Source organism: Hymenobacter bucti, assembly GCF_042681145.1.
In the GTDB taxonomy this organism is placed as follows: domain Bacteria; phylum Bacteroidota; class Bacteroidia; order Cytophagales; family Hymenobacteraceae; genus Hymenobacter; species Hymenobacter bucti.
Genome location: NZ_JBHUFD010000005.1, coordinates 1 through 16,051 on the forward strand (window position 1 = coordinate 1; position 16,051 = coordinate 16,051).

A 16,051-nucleotide genomic window follows, 5' to 3' on the forward strand; every position below is an offset into this window, starting at 1 on the left:
CAATGCCGTTCAACGGTGCGGTAGAGATGCTTCGACAAGCAGACGCCAGATGGGCATGATGGACGTTTTTCTTTGCATAAGTAGTATGCAAGCCTAACAAATTCCTTCGTAAGTTTACCGCCCTATCCCCGCCCGCATGAAACCCGAAGAAACCGTCGATTACAACATTAAAGTAGCCTGGCACGCCATTTCGCGCATGTACAATACGCAGGCTGCCCGCTACGACATCACGACCAGTATTGGCTTTGTGCTGCTCAATATCGACCAGGAGATAGGCACGCCGGCCACCAAAATAGCGCCGCTGCTGGGCCTGGAAACGCGCTCACTCACACGCATTTTGCGCAGTATGGAGGAGAAGGGCCTGATTTACAAACAAGCTGACACCCAGGACAAGCGTTCGGTTCGCATCTTCCTAACCGACCTAGGGCTGGAGAAAAAGGAGGTTTCGCGCCAAACGGTGCGGCACTTCAATCAGAAAATCCGCGGCAAAATTTCGCAGAGCCAGCTAGATACTTTCTTTAAAGTAGCGAGCCAGATTACGAGTATGATTGAGGGCAAAACGCTGTTTGACGACTTCGAGTTGAAGCCGCTACGCAAGGAGGTACAGCCTTAAAAACGATTGTCATTGCGAGCGCAGCGAAGCAATCGCACCCGAACGGCTCGTTGTGATGCGATTGCTGCGCTACGCTCTCAATGACAGCCAGTAGATACAGTTTCCCACCCAACGCGGACGCAAAATCCGCGCTACTTCTATATGAAACGCACAATCAAGAAAGTTGCCGTGCTGGGCTCCGGCGTCATGGGCTCGCGCATTGCCTGCCACTTTGCCAACGTCGGGGTGCAGGTGCTGCTGCTCGACATCGCGCCGAAGGAACTGACGGCCGACGAGGAGAAAAAAGGCCTCAAGCTGGACGCGCCCACCGTGCGCAACCGCATCGTTAACAGCGCCTTGCAGGCGGCCGTGGCAGCTAATCCGTCGCCGCTGTACCGCAAGAGCGAGGTGAGCCGCATCAAGACCGGCAACTTTGACGACAACCTCAAGGAAATCGCTTCTTGTGATTGGGTGATTGAGGTCGTGGTGGAGCGGCTCGACATCAAAAAGAGCCTCTACGAGCGCGTGGAGCAGTTCCGCAAAAAGGGTACGCTGATTACGAGCAATACTAGCGGCATTCCGATTCACCTGCTGGCCGAGGGCCGCTCCGAGGATTTCAAGGAGAACTTCGCGGGCACGCACTTCTTTAATCCGCCGCGCTACCTGAAGCTGCTGGAGATTATTCCGACACCGGACACCAAGCCGGAGGTGGTTGATTTCTTGCTGCACTACGGCGATTTGTACCTGGGCAAAACGGTAGTTTTGGCCAAGGACACGCCCGGCTTCATCGCCAACCGCGTGGGCGTGTTTGCGCTGCTTGACGCCATGCAGACCATGCAGAAGCTCGGGCTGACGGTGGAGGAAACCGACAAGCTGACGGGGCCGGTTATCGGCCACGCCAAGTCGGCCACGCTGCGGACTTCGGACGTGGTTGGTTTGGACACGACCATCAACGTGGCCAATGGGCTAGCCCAGGGCCTACCAAATGATGAGGCTAAGGACGTGTTCGTGCTGCCCGACTTCGTGAAGCAGATGGGCGAGAACAAGTGGCTGGGCGATAAGACCGGCCAGGGCTTCTACAAGAAGGTGAAGGGCGCGGATGGCAAGTCGGAAATCCACGCGCTGGACCTGAACACGCTGGAATACAAGCCTTCGCAGAAGGTGAAATTCGCTACGCTGGAGCTGACCAAAACCATCGACAAGCTGGCTGACCGCTTTAAAGTGCTGGTGAGCGGCAAGGACAAGGCCGGCGAGTTTTACCGCCTCAGCTTCGGCAGCCTGTTTGCCTACGTGAGCAACCGCATCCCCGAAATTGCGGACCAGCTCTATAAGATTGACGACGCGTTGCGCGCTGGTTTTGGCTGGGAACTAGGTCCGTTTGAAACCTGGGACGCGCTGGGCGTGCAGGCGGGCATCGACCTGGCTACGGCCGCCGGGCGCACCGTGGCGCCGTGGGTAACGGAGATGCTGGCCGCTGGCAACCTGACTTTCTATAAGGTCGAGAACGGCGTGCGGAAATTCTACGACAAGGAAAGCCAGCAGTACCAGCCGGTTTCGGGCGTGGAGAATTTCATCATTCTCGACAACCTGCGGGCCAGCGGCAAGGTGCTGTGGAAGAACGCAGGCGCGTCGGTTATCGACCTCGGCGACGGTATTCTGAACGTGGAGTTCCACTCCAAAATGAACTCGCTGGGTACCGACGTTATCCAGGGCCTTTTGAAGGGCGTGGAGCTGGCCGAAGCCGGCTACCGCGGCCTCGTGGTAGGCAACGACGCGCCGAATTTCTCGGCCGGAGCCAACCTGGGCCTCGTGTACATGCAGGCCGTGGAGCAGGAGTTTGACGAGCTGAATATGATGATTCAGCAGTTCCAGCAGGCCATGATGCGGATGCGCTACAGCAGCATTCCAGTGGTGGGCACGCCGCACGGCCTCACCCTAGGGGGCGGCTGCGAGCTGAACCTGCATTGCGACCGCGTGGTGGCATCGGCCGAGTCGTACATCGGCCTCGTTGAATTCGGCGTGGGCCTGATACCCGGCGGCGGCGGCACCAAGGAAATGACCTTGCGCACGGCCGCCAAGTACGAAGAGGGCGAGCCGGAGTTTAACCTGCTGCGCAACACGTACATGACCATCAGCACGGCCAAGGTTTCGACCTCGGCGGCCGAGGCGTTCGACCTGGGCTACCTACGCCGGGGCGACGAAATCGTGGTAAACCCGAACCGCGTGATTGCGCAGGCCAAGGCCACCGCTATCGAGCTGGCCGACGCCGGCTACTCGCAGCCTTCGCAGAAAACCAATATCAAAGTCCACGGCAAGGGCGCGCTGGGCATGTTTATGAGCGGCGTGTACGCCATGAAAATGGGCAACTACATCTCGGAGCACGACGAGAAAATCGCTAATAAGCTGGCCTACGTGATGTGCGGCGGGGACTTGTCGTCGCCAACGGAAGTGAGCGAGCAGTACCTGCTGGATTTGGAGCGCGAGGCGTTTCTCTCGCTGGCCGGCGAGCGCAAGACGCTGGAGCGGATTCAGTCGATTTTGACTACTGGCAAGCCGCTGCGTAATTAATTATTTAGCACAGAGTTAAAGGAGATAAGAGAAGTTTCACCGAGAAAACTCTGCAAGACTCTTTTTACCTCCTTTAGCTCTGTGCGGAAACAATCCCACCCTAGTATCATGGCTACTACCGCATATATCGTTGCCGGCTACCGCACCGCCGTCGGCAAAGCCCCTAGGGGCGTCTTCCGTTTCACTCGCCCCGACGACCTCGCCGCCGAGGTTATCAAGCACCTCGTGGCCTCGGTGCCGGCCCTCGACCCGAGCCGCGTCGATGACGTAATCGTGGGCAACGCCGTGCCCGAGGCCGAGCAGGGCCTGCAAATGGGCCGCCTCATTTCGCTGCTCGCGCTGCCCATCAACGTGCCTGGTCTCATCGTGAACCGCTACTGCGGCTCGGGCGTGGAAACCATCGCGATGGCGGTGGGCAAAATCACGGCCGGCATGGCCGAGTGCATCATCGCGGGCGGCACCGAGAGCATGAGTATGGTGCCCACCGTGGGCTGGAAAACCGCGCCCAACTACAAGCTCGCCACCCAGCACCCGGACTACTACATCGGCATGGGCCTCACCGCCGAGGCCGTGGCCAACGACTACAAAATCAGCCGCCAGGACCAGGACGAGTTCAGCTACAACTCGCACCAGAAGGCCATCAAAGCCATCGCGGCCGGCAAGTTTAAGCAGAGCATCGTGCCCATCACGGTGGAGGAAACCTACCTCGACCAGGCCACCGGCAAGAAGAAAACCCGCTCCTACGTGGTGGACACCGACGAAGGCCCCCGCGCCGACACGTCGCTCGAAGCGCTGGCCCGTCTGCGCCCCGTGTTCGCCGCCAACGGCTCGGTCACGGCCGGCAACTCGTCGCAGACCTCCGACGGGGCGGCTTTTGTGCTGGTAATGAGCGAGAAAATGGTGAAGGAGCTGAACCTGGAGCCTATCGCCCGCATGGTCACCTACGCCACCGAGGGCATCGACCCGCGCATCATGGGCATGGGGCCGATAAAGGCCGTGCCGAAAGCCCTGCGCCAAGTCGGTCTCAAGCTCGAAGACCTCGACCTGATTGAGCTCAACGAAGCCTTCGCCTGCCAGTCGCTGGCCGTGGCCCGCGAGCTGGGCATCGATATGGACAAGCTCAACGTGAACGGCGGCGCCATTGCCCTGGGTCACCCGCTGGGCTGCTCGGGCGCCAAGCTCTCGATTCAGCTCTTCGACGAGCTGCGCGAGCGCGGCCAGAAATACGGCATGGTCACGGCCTGCGTGGGCGGCGGCCAGGGCGTGGCCGGTATTTATGAATTGCTAAAATAAAGCCAGCGCTCAAGCGTCTGGCAGGGTACACTTTTGTAGCAACTCATGAGCAAACGCGCCTATAAATACCACCTGCGCCTGGAGCAAGTGGCCGGCATCGCGCCCGACAGCCCCCAGCACGCGCCGCTGGAGCTAGATTTTGAAAACCACGACGACATTTTCAGTATCGTGGAGCGGCTGCAAAGTCGCCAGCTATTTGCCGAGCCGGGGCAATCGACCGAGTTCGCCATCGGCCTAAAGCTCTTCAGCGAGGTGATGCTAAAGAACCGCCAGCACCCGCTGTTTGAGGAGTTCGCTCCGGCTTTCAAGGCGTTTATGCAACGGCTGAAAGCGCCGACCCAGGAATAGATTTTTCAGCAAGAAGCTCCGTGGAAACATGGGGCTTCTTTTTGCCTGGGGCAGCTATCCCCTTAGCTCACCACCGTTTGTCAATTGCCTTGCGAATGAGTAGCTCTGCTAAAAAACCGTTTGCCAATCCGGCCTTGCCCATTCACCACGCGCTGGCGCTGGACGCCGCCGCTCGCGCCGAGCAGGTACTGCCCTTTTTTGAACGGGCTTACCCACAAGATGCTCGCCCTCGCTGTGCAATAGCCACCTTGCGCGCATGGGTAGATGGTCAGGCAAGCATGGTGGCGTGTCGGCAAGCTGCCTTTGCCGCCCACGCTGCGGCACGCGCTGCCAACCAACCAGCCGCCGTGGCCGCTGCCCGCGCCGCTGGACAAGCAGCGGCCGTAGCACACATGTACACGCATGCCCCTCACGCGGCGGCCTACGCCACTAAAGCCATTACGCTGGCAGCTACGGCAGCACCTACACCATTGTAGAAGGCGAGTGATACTGATGAATACAGGATTCTCGAAGCCCCAACAATATTTAGAGCGAACATTTTGGCGAGTCTACCTAAGGAAACCGAAATGGAAGCCGTTACCAAGAAAACGGTCTACGCACTGAACACCTCTGTAGAAAGAGGTTTTCTTTCCTTTAAGTAGTCGGCACGCCTAACATTTTTTACTTATCTTGCAACACTAATTCGGGCGGCGCTTTGTTGCCCAAGTACTCGGCTAGCCTAACAGTTTCAACTCCCACTCAACCTCAAACTACCGTCATGGAAGTATCGAACAAGCCCACCGTCAAAGGCGGTGAATTCATCATCAAAGCCACGGAGGCGCACGACGTATTCACGCCCGCCGACTTCTCGGAGGAGCAGAACATGATGTACCAGACCTGCCTCGACTTCGTGCAGACGGAGGTGGCGCCGTTGGTCGAGCGCCTCGACAACCACGAGGAGGGCCTCATGCGCGGCCTGATGGAAAAAGCTGGCCAGCTCGGCTTGTTTGGGGTGAGCGTGCCGGAGCAGTTTGGCGGGCTCGACATGGACTTCCCGACCGCGCTGCGCGTGACGGAAGGCGTGGGCGGCGGCAACTCGTTTCCGGTGGCGTTTGCGGCGCACACGGGCATTGCCCTGCTGCCGATTCTGTACTTCGGCACCGATGCGCAGAAGCAGAAATACATCCCCGGCCTCACCGACGGTACCCTGATGGGCGCCTACTGCCTCACCGAGCCCGGCTCGGGCTCCGACGCCCTAGGTGCCAAAACCAAGGCCGTGCTTAATGCTGAGGGTACCCACTACGTAATGAACGGCCAGAAGATGTGGATTACCAACGCCGGTTTTGCCAACGTATTTATCGTGTTTGCCAAGATTGATGGGGAGCAATTCACGGGCTTTATCGTGGACAAAGACACGCCCGGCCTGAGCCTTGGCAACGAGGAGCACAAGATGGGCATCAAGGGCAGCAGCACCCGCCAGGTGTTCCTGACTGATGCGCTGGTGCCCAAAGAAAACGTGCTGGGTGAGATTGGCAAAGGCCACCTCATCGCGTTTAACGTACTGAATATCGGCCGCATTAAGCTGGCCGCCGCTTGCCTAGGTGGCGCCAAAGCCACCGCCACGCAGAGCGTGAAGTATGCCAACGAGCGCGTGCAGTTCAAGCTGCCCATCTCGAAATTCGGCGCCATTCGCTACAAGCTGGCGCAGCAAGCCATTCGGATGTACGCCGTAGAGTCAGCTATTTACCGGGCCGGCGACGACATCTACCGCAAGGAGCAGGAGCTGCTAGCCAGCGGCCTCGGCACCAACGAGGCGCTGCTGGGCGCAGCTCGCGAGTTTGCCGTGGAGTGCGCCATGCTGAAAGTGGAGGGCTCGGAAGTACTTGACTACGTGACCGACGAGGGCGTGCAGATTTATGGTGGCTACGGCTTCTCGGCCGACTACCCCATGGACCGCAACTACCGCGACTCGCGCATCAACCGCATCTTCGAGGGCACCAACGAAATCAACCGGATGCTGGCCGTGGACATGATTTTGAAGAAAGGCATGAAGGGCGAAATCGACCTCATGGGCCCGGCCCAGGCCGTGCAGCAGGAACTACTAAGCATTCCGAGCATGGGCGAGAGCGACGACTCAGCCTTCGCCGCCGAGAAAAAAGCTATCGCCAACATGAAAAAGGCCATCCTGATGGTGGCCGGCGTGGCCGTGCAGAAGTACATGAACTCGCTCGCCAAAGAGCAGGAAGTGCTGATGAACATCGCCGACATGGCCATCAAAACCTACACCGCCGAAAGCACGCTGCTGCGCGTAGAAAAGGAAATCGCCGCCAAAGGCGAAGAGGCCTTGAGCCGTCAGCTCGACATGGCCCGCGTGTACCTCTCCGACGCCATCGACCTAGTCGAGAAAGCGGGCCGCGAGGCCATCGCCAGCATGACCGAAGGCGACGAGCAGCGCCTGATGAGCATGGGCCTCAAGCGCTTCACCAAGCCCGACCTCTTCAACGTAAAAGACGCCCGCCGCCGTGTGGCCGCTGGCCTGATTGAGGCCAACGAGTACGTTTATTAATCGCAGATTTAGCAGATTTAACGGATTGCGCAGATACGCCCGCCTGCGGCGGGCTGACTACTCTAATTGAGATTTACGTAGCTGCATTACGCTGTATAACAGTAATATCAGTATCAACCTAAAGTAAAAAGGGCCGCCCAGTTGGGCAGCCCTTTTTTGCATGCAAATACCTACCAACGAGTAGTCAGCCCGCCGCAGGCGGGCGTATCTGCGCAATCCGTTAAATCCGCTAAATCTGCGATTTATTTGAGTTTCACTTCGTTTAGCTGGAGGGCGGCCGATTTCTTACTGGGGCGGCTGACGCCGATGATTTCCTTGGGGCCGAGCCAGGTAGTGAAGTCTTTGACGTAGGCCAGCTGCTGGTCGTTGGCCACGTTGAGTTTGAGGCGCTGCTGGGCACCTAGGACGCCGGTGCGCGCTTGCAGATGGCGCAGGTATAGGTCCGATTTACCGCCGATATTCTCTAGGGTGAGCAGCTGCACATCTTCGCCGAATACGGCGGCCCGGAAGCCGATGCCTGTGTAGCTGTCGATGGCTGGCGCCGCTTGTTCTTTGGGCACTACTAGGTGCCAGATGGGCGTAACGAAGGCGCTGTAGCCAAAAACGTGCAGCTCGCGGGCGTGCACCGGCTGGTCGGGGCCGCCTTCCTCAAAGTGCCGCTCGGCAACGATGACCAGGTTCTTGTTTTCCGATAGCAGCATATCGGCCAGGTAAATATCTTCCAATCTCTTCGGCTCGGTACCCGTGGCTTTGCCAACTTCGGCGAGGTAAGCGGGGGCAAAAGGTAGCTCGGGCGCCAGTTTGAGGCTTTTATTCTCGAAGTCGAAGCGCACCACCTTTAGGCTGGTTAATTCGCCCGTGTCGTAGTTGGCACACAGCGCGGCGGCGTACAGCTGCCCATCGGGCAGCAGGCTGAATTTAGCATCACGAATGGTAATGGGCTTACCATCAAAAACGCCGCCCACCGGCACACCTAGGACCGGAATGGCCGTCGGCACCCCAATGCGGTCGGGCGTGGCAGGGTAGCGCCGCACGGTCAGCTTGCGCATCGCATCGCCGAGCAGCGTCACGTACTGCGTGCCATCATTGGCGAGGATGATGTTAGGCGAGAAGAAGTCACCCTGGTCGCGAAAATCATAGGTGCGGTCCATGATTTTCGTCAGTTTCTGGTCGTAGAGCGTGCCCACCAGGCTGCGCACCTGCTCATCGCGGGTGGCGTAGCGGTAGGCCAGCAGACGGGTGCCATCGGGCGAGAGGCGCACGCTGGGCCGGCGCTCGCTGGCGGCGGCCGTCACCAGCACCACGGGCGTACCCTTTTGGCCCCCAGCCAGGCCCACGGGCTGCACGGTCAGGTTTTGGCCATTTTCATCGGCGTGGTGCAACACTACCCAGGCTTGCTCGGCGCTGCGGCCGAAAGCCTCCACGGTTTCGCCGGGCGCAATGGGTAAGGTCGTGCTCCACTGTTTTTTCAGGTCGGGGCTGTAGCGCTCGACGGCGTAGGCGCTGCCGCTTTGGTGGGCCAGAATAATAAAGCCGCTGCCATCGGCCAGGGCCAGGGTTTTGCGGGGCACTCGCTGGTTGTAGCGGTCCTCACCCTGCTCGGGCAAGTAGCTAAAGGGCGCGGATTTTACCTTTTGCGCTTGAGCCGAAAAATTACTACTAATCAACCCACCCACCATCAGCGCGAAGGCAACTACGGAACGACGCATTATATAAATATTAAAAGTTATGGCCTTGTGGTAGGCTCAACGGCCAAAAATACCTCCTGCATGCGTTGTCCGCGTCACGCGCGGCGGTTGGCATCTGCCTACCTAAGAGCAAGGCGGCCGCTCAAGAAATATTTTTCGCTTTGTATCAGTTACTTTTGTAGTGTTCTACGGCCTCGGCAGCAACAATATCGCCCGCCGGCCGTTTAACCGCCGCGTTGCGCAAGCAGCCTAGTAAGCTACCTACCCTTCTTCTCTCCCACCCACTCTCTAACGCTCGATAATTTAAGAAAAATCACTTTACAAAAGCTGCTTCAGTTCGCTATGAAGCGACACTTTACCCATGAAATCCTTCGCTAAAATTAGCTCGCTCTTCGCGCTCATCATCATTGGGCGCTACTTGCAGCCAGCAGTCACCGCCTCCTTGGCGACGACTAGTCCGGCACCCACTACACAGGCCTTGCCCCTAGCGCTGGCTCGATATACGTCCACTTCGCTATTCATCTCTAAGCCCTTCCCAGGGCAGCCCCAATCAACACAGATGCAATCACCACAGGGTTATTTTTTGTAATTCGGCAAGCGGCTTCTTAAAGAGTCGCTTTTTTGTTGCACTTAGCGGCCAAAAATTTAGCTTATCCGGCTCCAGTTCACGGCCGTAGCGGGCAAGCTCTCGATGTGGCGGCGAATGTTGCCGTGCTCGGGGCGGGCCAGGTCGGGGTCGTCGCTCAGGATAGCCTGGGCGGCGGCCCGGCTTTCGGTCAGGATGCGGCCATCCTTGGCTAGGTCGGCAATGAGCAGGTCGAGCACACCGCTCTGCTGGGTGCCCATGAGGTCGCCGGGGCCGCGCAGCTTCAGGTCGATGTCGGCTATCTCGAAGCCGTTGTTGGTCCGCACCATCGTTTCGAGGCGAGTGCGGCTGTCTTTGCTCAGCTTATAGCCCGTCATCAGGATGCAATAGCTTTGGTCGGCGCCGCGGCCCACCCGGCCGCGGAGCTGGTGTAGCTGCGAGAGGCCAAAGCGCTCGGCGCTTTCTATCACCATTACCGAGGCGTTGGGCACGTTCACGCCCACCTCGATAACGGTGGTAGCCACCATTATTTGCGTTTCCTTTTTCACGAAGCGCGCCATCTCAAAGTCCTTTTCCTCGGCCTTCATGCGCCCGTGCACGATGCTGATTTGCATCTCCGGAAAGGCGCGGCTCACGCTTTCGTAGCCGTCGGTGAGGTCTTTGTAGTCGAGTGTTTCGCTCTCTTCAATGAGCGGGTACACGATGTATACCTGCCGACCTAGGGCTACCTGGTCGCGGATGAACTGGAACACTTTTAGCCGGTTCGAGTCGTAGCGGTGCACCGTCACGATGGGCTTGCGGCCGGCGGGCAGCTCGTCAATCACGCTCACGTCGAGGTCGCCGTAGAGCGTCATGGCCAGCGTGCGCGGGATGGGCGTGGCCGTCATCACGAGCACGTGCGGAATCACGTAGGGGTTTTTTTGCCACAGCTTCGAGCGCTGCGCCACCCCAAAGCGGTGCTGCTCGTCCATGATGGTCAGCCCTAGGTTACGAAATTGCACCACGTCTTCGAGCAGCGCGTGGGTGCCCACTAGCATCTGCATGGTGCCCTCGCGCAGCTGCTCGTGCAGCACGCGGCGTACGCGGGTGGGCGTGCTGCCCGTGAGCTTGCCTAGGTTGATGCCGAGCTGGTCGGCGTACACTTTGAGGCCCTGATAGTGCTGGTCGGCCAGAATTTCGGTGGGCGCCATCAAGCAGCTTTGGGCGCCATTGTCGGCCGCCATCAGCATCGAAATGAAAGCCACGATGGTCTTGCCCGAGCCCACGTCGCCCTGCAGTAGCCGGTTCATTTGCTTACCGGCCAGGAAGTCCTTGTAAATCTCGTGGATAACCCGCTTTTGCGCCCCTGTGAGGTCGAAGGGCATGATTTCTTTGTAGAAATGCACTAGCGTGGGCACTTCGTTGAAAATCTGCCCCGAGAGCGTAACCTTGCGCTGGTCTTTCTGGCGCAGCAGTTTGAGCTGGATGTAAAACAGCTCCTCAAACTTGAGCCGGAACCGCGCCCGTTGTAACGTGTCGGCGTTCTGCGGGAAGTGAATTTGCTGCATCGCCTCGGCCTTACCCATCAGCGCGTACTGCTGAATCAGCTCGGGCGAAAGCGTTTCGGTAATCTGGGGCAGCGCAATTTTGAGCAGGTCGCTCACCATCCGCATAATAGCTTTGCTATCAACGCGGTGGTAGTTACGCAGCTTATCCGAGGTGTTATAGACCGGCTGCAAAAAGCTCTGGCCGGCCTTCTGCTCAGTTACTTCTTCCAGTTCGGGGTGCGCCATCTGGGGCCGGCCGTTGAACATGGTCGGCTTACCAAAAACAATGTACTCCTGGTGGTTCTTAACGACCTTTTCCAGGTAGTTCACACCCTTAAACCAGACTAGGTCCAGCTCGCCGCTGGCGTCGCCAACCTTGGCCACCATACGCTTTTTCGGCCCCTCGCCTATCACTTCGCGCCCGCGCAATACGCCCTTCACCTGCACAAACGACATATCATCGTGCAAATCCACCACGTTATAAAACTGCGTGCGGTCGAGGTAGCGAAACGGGTAGCGCTGAATGAGGTCGCCGTAGGTGAACAGCCCCAGCTCCTTGCCCAGCAGCTGCGCCCGCTGCAAGCCCACGCCGCGCAGGTATTCAAGCTTGGTGTTGAAGAAATTACTCATGAATAACGAATACGCCCATCATGCAGAGCATTCTGCGCATTAATGCAGAGACAAAGCATCTCGCGTGGTGCAGTAAACAATCGTCAGCAACGAAGCGAGCGAAATGCTTCGTTGCTGCTTAATGCGCAGAATACTCTGCATGATGGTTACTTATTGTATTTTAGAGAGTTAAGCATCTTAACCATGTCATACTTCACGTACTCAATCACCGGGGCTAGCGAGTCGTTGTCGGTAGCGGTGCGAAAGTATAGGGCAGCCCGGAAGAAGTGCTTGGTGCTGTCGGTGGTATAGAACTGAAACTGGCTCGGCACTTCGCCTTCTAGCTCAAACACGGAGGCGCGCAGGCCGTTCGGCGTGCGTAGGATTTTTTCCTCAATCGAAGTCGCCTTTATTTGGTGCTTGCCGGTGAGCTTACGCGCGTCCTCCATCATTTTATTGTAGAGCTTGCGGTCGCGCACCACGTTAGTGTACGTAATCTGCACGTTAGCATGCAGTTGTGGGTAGTACACATTGAGCCAGTCGGGCTGCGCTAGGTACGATGAGTCGCGCAACACCTTGGCGTACTTCGAGTACTCGAACGAGTAGGGGCGGCCCGGCGCCAACGTGCGGTAAGCGTGCGCCGGCAGGTCGATGCGGTTGTAGCCCTTGGGCTTAGGTGTAAAATCGGGGGCCGCCGAGCAGGCCGCCATCCCAGCACCCAGCGCCAGCGCCATACCTACCTTACCAAACGCTAACATCTTCTTGAGCATAAGTAATAAAAATTCCTCAAAGATAAGCCTCCCCAGCATGGCCCCTAGAGAGGTATTTACCCAACCTAGCCCTTCGCAACAACCATCCAAAAAAAGCCAAAAAAGGCTGCCCGCTAAAAAGCAAGCAGCCCCCAATAGTCAGCCTGCCGCAGGCAGGCGTATCTGCGCAATCCGTTTAATCAGCTAAATCTGCGGTCTAGAATGGCAGTTGGTCTAGCTCGGGCTCCTGGCGCAGGCTTACGTTTTCATCAGCGCCATTAGCAGAGCCAGTGGCGCTGCCGGTGCCATTAGTACCGCCACCGGGCCGGCCACCTAAGAGCGAAATTTCCTCCGCAATAATCTCGGTAACATAGCGCGTCTGCTGGTCCTTGTCCTGGTATTGGCGGGTGCGCAGCTTGCCCTCTACATATACCTGAGAGCCCTTTTTAAGGAATTTCTCGGCCAGCTCGGCCAGGCCGCGCCACGCCGAGATGTTGTGCCACTCGGTGCGCTCCACGCGGGCGCCCTGCTTGTCTTTGTAATATTCATTGGTAGCCAACGTGAAGTGGGCTACGCTGTTGCCGCCTTCCAGGTGGCGCACTTCGGGGTCTTTGCCGAGGTTGCCCACCAAGATTACTTTGTTTATTCCGGCCATGTTGTTTGCTAGTCGTCGCTAGTTTAAAAAGTGAGGTAAACGCTGTCGGCTACCTAGGGCTTCCGACACCTTAAAATTACGCATCGCTATCGGCTTATGCAAATTATATTGGCAATTTTACCAAAATAAATAGCAAGCCCAAATTCTGCTCTAACTCACCTTTGCCAGATAGTTACTAATCAAAACCGGCTTGGGCAATTCTTCAATTTCAGCCGCCGAATAGGCCCGCAGGCCCGTATCCTGCAACGCAGCAGCTGGCAGCTCGGCAGCCAGCTCCACCGCGTGAAAACGGGCTTCCAGCTTTTGGTGGCTCAGCACATGTTTGAGCGTTGGCGCGGGCCGGTCCTCGGCTACGCGGCGGGTGTCGAGTACGCCACCTAGGGCCTCTACGTGGCGCAATACCTCGGCAGCGGGCATATCGGCGGCGTCGGTTTCGGCCAGGGCAAAGTCGTACAGGCCTTGCCAGATGTCGCCGCTCAGCCGCTCTTTTAGGTAGAGTTCTTCGCCGTGGCGCAGCACGAAGTAGTGGAAATAGCGCGTGCGCGCCGCCTTGGCCTTGCTTTTGACGGGCAGCAGCGCTACCTGCCCGTGCTGAAACGCCCAGCACTGGCTTTGCAGCGGGCAGAATAAGCAGTCGGGCTTAGCGGGCGTGCACTGCAAGGCGCCAAACTCCATAATAGCCTGGTTGAACTCAGCAGCGTGGGCGGGCGGCAGGTGCTGGTCGGCCACGGCCTGGAATTCTTTGCGCGAACTGGGGGCCGCAATGTCGGAATGCAGCCCAAAAACCCGCGCTAAAACCCGAAAAACGTTGCCATCGAGCACCGCCACCGCCTCATCAAACGCAAAAGATGCAATGGCCGCCGCCGTGTACGGACCCACTCCTTTCAGCTGCCGCAGCCCGGCGTAAGTAGCCGGAAACTGCCCGCCAAACTCGCGCACTACCTGCTGGGCGGTGTGGTGCATATTGCGGGCGCGGGAGTAATAGCCCAGGCCCTGCCAATGGCGCAGCACTTCCTGCTCGGGCGCGGCAGCCAGGTCCTGCACAGTAGGGTAAGAGCTCAGAAAATCAAGATAATATGGCATACCTTGCGCAACGCGGGTTTGCTGCAAAATAACCTCTGAGAGCCAGATAGCATAGGGGTCGCGAGTGTGGCGCCAAGGCAGGTCGCGGCGGTGGCGCGGGTACCAGCCCAGCAGGGCAGCGGCGAAGAAAGTGGGGGTCGGCAAAGCAGGCGCCAGAGCGGTAGGAACAAGCAAGAGAATGAGACAGAATATTTTGACAAAAGTCGATTTTGAGGCCAACCATTGGTCAAACGAAAAAAAAGGAGTACCTTTGTGGTCCGATTTCCAAATGGCAACCCCTTACCGGGCAAGGCCTTACGCCGGAAGTCGGAGGATTAAGCGTCCGACAAAATCATTTTTTTCACTTCCAGTACCCCCTTACCAACGTGACCAAAGCTGAGGTAATTTCCGAAATTTCGCAGAAAACCGGCATCGAGAAAGCCGATGTGCTGACGACCGTAGAAGCCTTCTTCAAAGTAGTGAAGGACTCTATGACTGAGGGCCATAACATTTATGTACGTGGTTTCGGCTCGTTCGTAAACAAGAAGCGCGCCCGCAAAGTAGCCCGCAACATCTCTAAAAACACGTCGCTCATCATCGACGAACACTACATTCCTAGCTTTAAGCCTAGCAAAACTTTCGTTGCCAAAATCAAAGGCAGCAAAAAAGTAGTGGGCGAAGATGCTGCTCCCAAGGCCAAAGCTCCGAAAGCTAAAAAGGCTAAATCCTAGTTTGAGTTGAAGTGAAAAGTGATGGGGTGAGGAGGTTAGCGTGATGATAGCCAGCCCGTTGGGTTTTAGCTATTATCTCCGACCTCCTCACCCCATCGCTTTCTTACTACTCTTCTTTCCCTATGTCTCTTTCCCGCACCGGTACGCACCAAGCTTTGCTGCTGGTTGGCGCTTTAGCGCTAGCCGGGGGGCTTTATGCCCTGCCCAAGGGCATCGTGAAGCCTAAGGAAAGCAAGGCTGAGCTGACTCAGGACGCGGCCCGCACCGCTACCCGCGACGGGGGCGGCATGGCTACCAACGGCTCCAAGACCGAGGCTTCCTCGGGCCCGCGCCCCGCCGAAACGGCTACCGTAGGCCCAGATGAAGCGGGTGGCTCGGCCGCCGCGCCGCACACGCAGGCTTCGCCTACGCAGCGGCGCGAGCTTAATGAGCTGCTGGCTAAGTACAAAGCTGGTACCGACGCGGCCACCCGCCGCCAGGTATCCTTGGACCTAGGCAGTCATTATGAGGCCGTGCAGCGTTTCGACAGTGCGGGCTACTACTTTGCGGAAGTGGCACAGGCAAAGCCCGCCGAAAAAGCGTGGCAGAAAGCAGCCGATGCTTACTTTCAGGCTTACAGCTTTGCCTCGTCGGAAACCCGGAAGAAAATGCTGGGCGAACGGGCGCGGGAGTTGTACGATAACGTGCTGACTGCCAATCCCGATAACCTAGACGCCAAGACCAACCTAGGGATGGCATACATGAGCAGCGACAACCCCGTAAAAGGGATTTCGCTGCTGCGGGAAGTGCTGGAGCAAGACCCCAAAAACGAAAAGGTGCTGTATAACCTCGGCGTTTTGGCCATTCAAAGCAACCAGTACGATAAAGCCGCCGAGCGTTTTGCGCAGCTCGTGCAAGTCAACCCCAACAACGTAGAAGGCCAGTTTTATCTGGGCGTGACGCTGGCCCGCACCAACCGGGCGGCGGCGGCCCGGGCGGCCTTCCAAAAAGCGAAAAGCCTCAGCACCGACCCGGCCCTCGCCGCGTCGGTGGAAGAAGAACTCGCCAAGCTTAAGTAGGCTTGCTAACCAGCCCGTCAGTTATTATTCGTAACTTTCCG

The 16,051-nt window shown here is 58.0% G+C and carries 13 protein-coding genes; 8 read left to right on the forward strand and 5 right to left on the reverse strand.

Translation table 11 applies throughout. The features are described from left to right. Nucleotides 1-136 precede the first annotated feature (136 nt). From ACFSDX_RS12245 to ACFSDX_RS12270, 6 genes are all read left to right on the forward strand, one after another. The gene (locus tag ACFSDX_RS12245; protein WP_382313811.1) at nucleotides 137-613 is read left to right on the forward strand and encodes a MarR family winged helix-turn-helix transcriptional regulator; all 477 of its coding nucleotides are present in this window, start codon (nucleotides 137-139) and stop codon (nucleotides 611-613) included. A 141-nt stretch (nucleotides 614-754) separates the two neighbouring features. Continuing rightward, a complete protein-coding gene (locus ACFSDX_RS12250) occupies nucleotides 755-3,160 on the forward strand; it encodes a 3-hydroxyacyl-CoA dehydrogenase/enoyl-CoA hydratase family protein (RefSeq protein WP_382313813.1) in 2,406 nt (801 codons plus the stop codon). A 108-nt stretch (nucleotides 3,161-3,268) separates the two neighbouring features. Continuing rightward, complete coding sequence (locus tag ACFSDX_RS12255; RefSeq protein WP_382313815.1) at nucleotides 3,269-4,453, forward strand: acetyl-CoA C-acyltransferase; 1,185 nt, start codon at nucleotides 3,269-3,271, stop codon at nucleotides 4,451-4,453. Between the two features lie 45 nt (nucleotides 4,454-4,498). After that, nucleotides 4,499-4,801 carry a DUF3861 domain-containing protein gene (locus ACFSDX_RS12260; RefSeq protein ID WP_382313817.1) on the forward strand — a complete coding sequence of 101 codons (303 nt, stop codon included), beginning with the start codon at nucleotides 4,499-4,501 and terminating at the stop codon, nucleotides 4,799-4,801. 95 nt (nucleotides 4,802-4,896) lie between these two features. Further along, nucleotides 4,897-5,277 (forward strand): putative immunity protein, encoded by a 381-nt coding sequence (locus tag ACFSDX_RS12265; protein ID WP_382315462.1) that lies wholly within the window; start codon nucleotides 4,897-4,899, stop codon nucleotides 5,275-5,277. A 281-nt stretch (nucleotides 5,278-5,558) separates the two neighbouring features. Further along, a complete protein-coding gene (locus tag ACFSDX_RS12270) occupies nucleotides 5,559-7,346 on the forward strand; it encodes an acyl-CoA dehydrogenase family protein (RefSeq protein ID WP_382313819.1) in 1,788 nt (595 codons plus the stop codon). A 242-nt stretch (nucleotides 7,347-7,588) separates the two neighbouring features. Here ACFSDX_RS12270 and ACFSDX_RS12275 read toward each other — a convergent pair whose 3' ends face one another. From ACFSDX_RS12275 to mutY, 5 genes are all read right to left on the reverse strand, one after another. Next, nucleotides 7,589-9,055, reverse strand: a complete 1,467-nt coding sequence (locus ACFSDX_RS12275; RefSeq protein ID WP_382313821.1) for a hypothetical protein — start codon at nucleotides 9,053-9,055, stop codon at nucleotides 7,589-7,591. A gap of 624 nt (nucleotides 9,056-9,679) precedes the next feature. After that, complete coding sequence (gene recG, locus ACFSDX_RS12280; protein ID WP_382313823.1) at nucleotides 9,680-11,776, reverse strand: ATP-dependent DNA helicase RecG; 2,097 nt, start codon at nucleotides 11,774-11,776, stop codon at nucleotides 9,680-9,682. Nucleotides 11,777-11,922: 146 nt separating this feature from the next. Beyond that, nucleotides 11,923-12,525 carry a gliding motility lipoprotein GldD gene (gene gldD / locus ACFSDX_RS12285; protein WP_382313826.1) on the reverse strand — a complete coding sequence of 201 codons (603 nt, stop codon included), beginning with the start codon at nucleotides 12,523-12,525 and terminating at the stop codon, nucleotides 11,923-11,925. 196 nt (nucleotides 12,526-12,721) lie between these two features. Then, entirely contained in the window at nucleotides 12,722-13,159 is a 438-nt protein-coding gene (locus ACFSDX_RS12290) for a single-stranded DNA-binding protein (protein WP_382313828.1), read from the reverse strand. 150 nt (nucleotides 13,160-13,309) lie between these two features. Continuing rightward, nucleotides 13,310-14,386: an A/G-specific adenine glycosylase gene (gene mutY / locus ACFSDX_RS12295; RefSeq protein WP_382313830.1), complete on the reverse strand. Its 1,077-nt coding sequence runs from the start codon at nucleotides 14,384-14,386 to the stop codon at nucleotides 13,310-13,312. Nucleotides 14,387-14,607: 221 nt separating this feature from the next. Between mutY and ACFSDX_RS12300 the strand changes: the two genes are divergently transcribed. Together ACFSDX_RS12300 and ACFSDX_RS12305 are read left to right on the forward strand one after the other, a co-directional pair. Then, a complete protein-coding gene (locus ACFSDX_RS12300; RefSeq protein WP_144852678.1) occupies nucleotides 14,608-14,952 on the forward strand; it encodes an HU family DNA-binding protein in 345 nt (114 codons plus the stop codon). 122 nt (nucleotides 14,953-15,074) lie between these two features. Then, nucleotides 15,075-16,010, forward strand: a complete 936-nt coding sequence (locus ACFSDX_RS12305) for a tetratricopeptide repeat protein (protein ID WP_382313832.1) — start codon at nucleotides 15,075-15,077, stop codon at nucleotides 16,008-16,010. Nucleotides 16,011-16,051 lie beyond the last annotated feature (41 nt).

What these genes read in the sequence shown, in the direction of transcription:
- ACFSDX_RS12245 (WP_382313811.1), top strand. Translation starts at nt 137, where the DNA reads ATGAAACCCGAAGAAACCGTCGATTACAACATTAAAGTAGCCTGGCAC.
- ACFSDX_RS12250 (WP_382313813.1), top strand. Translation starts at nt 755, where the DNA reads ATGAAACGCACAATCAAGAAAGTTGCCGTGCTGGGCTCCGGCGTCATG.
- ACFSDX_RS12255 (WP_382313815.1), top strand. Translation starts at nt 3,269, where the DNA reads ATGGCTACTACCGCATATATCGTTGCCGGCTACCGCACCGCCGTCGGC.
- ACFSDX_RS12260 (WP_382313817.1), top strand. Translation starts at nt 4,499, where the DNA reads ATGAGCAAACGCGCCTATAAATACCACCTGCGCCTGGAGCAAGTGGCC.
- ACFSDX_RS12265 (WP_382315462.1), top strand. Translation starts at nt 4,897, where the DNA reads ATGAGTAGCTCTGCTAAAAAACCGTTTGCCAATCCGGCCTTGCCCATT.
- ACFSDX_RS12270 (WP_382313819.1), top strand. Translation starts at nt 5,559, where the DNA reads ATGGAAGTATCGAACAAGCCCACCGTCAAAGGCGGTGAATTCATCATC.
- ACFSDX_RS12275 (WP_382313821.1), bottom strand. Translation starts at nt 9,055, where the DNA reads ATGCGTCGTTCCGTAGTTGCCTTCGCGCTGATGGTGGGTGGGTTGATT.
- recG (WP_382313823.1), bottom strand. Translation starts at nt 11,776, where the DNA reads ATGAGTAATTTCTTCAACACCAAGCTTGAATACCTGCGCGGCGTGGGC.
- gldD (WP_382313826.1), bottom strand. Translation starts at nt 12,525, where the DNA reads ATGCTCAAGAAGATGTTAGCGTTTGGTAAGGTAGGTATGGCGCTGGCG.
- ACFSDX_RS12290 (WP_382313828.1), bottom strand. Translation starts at nt 13,159, where the DNA reads ATGGCCGGAATAAACAAAGTAATCTTGGTGGGCAACCTCGGCAAAGAC.
- ACFSDX_RS12305 (WP_382313832.1), top strand. Translation starts at nt 15,075, where the DNA reads ATGTCTCTTTCCCGCACCGGTACGCACCAAGCTTTGCTGCTGGTTGGC.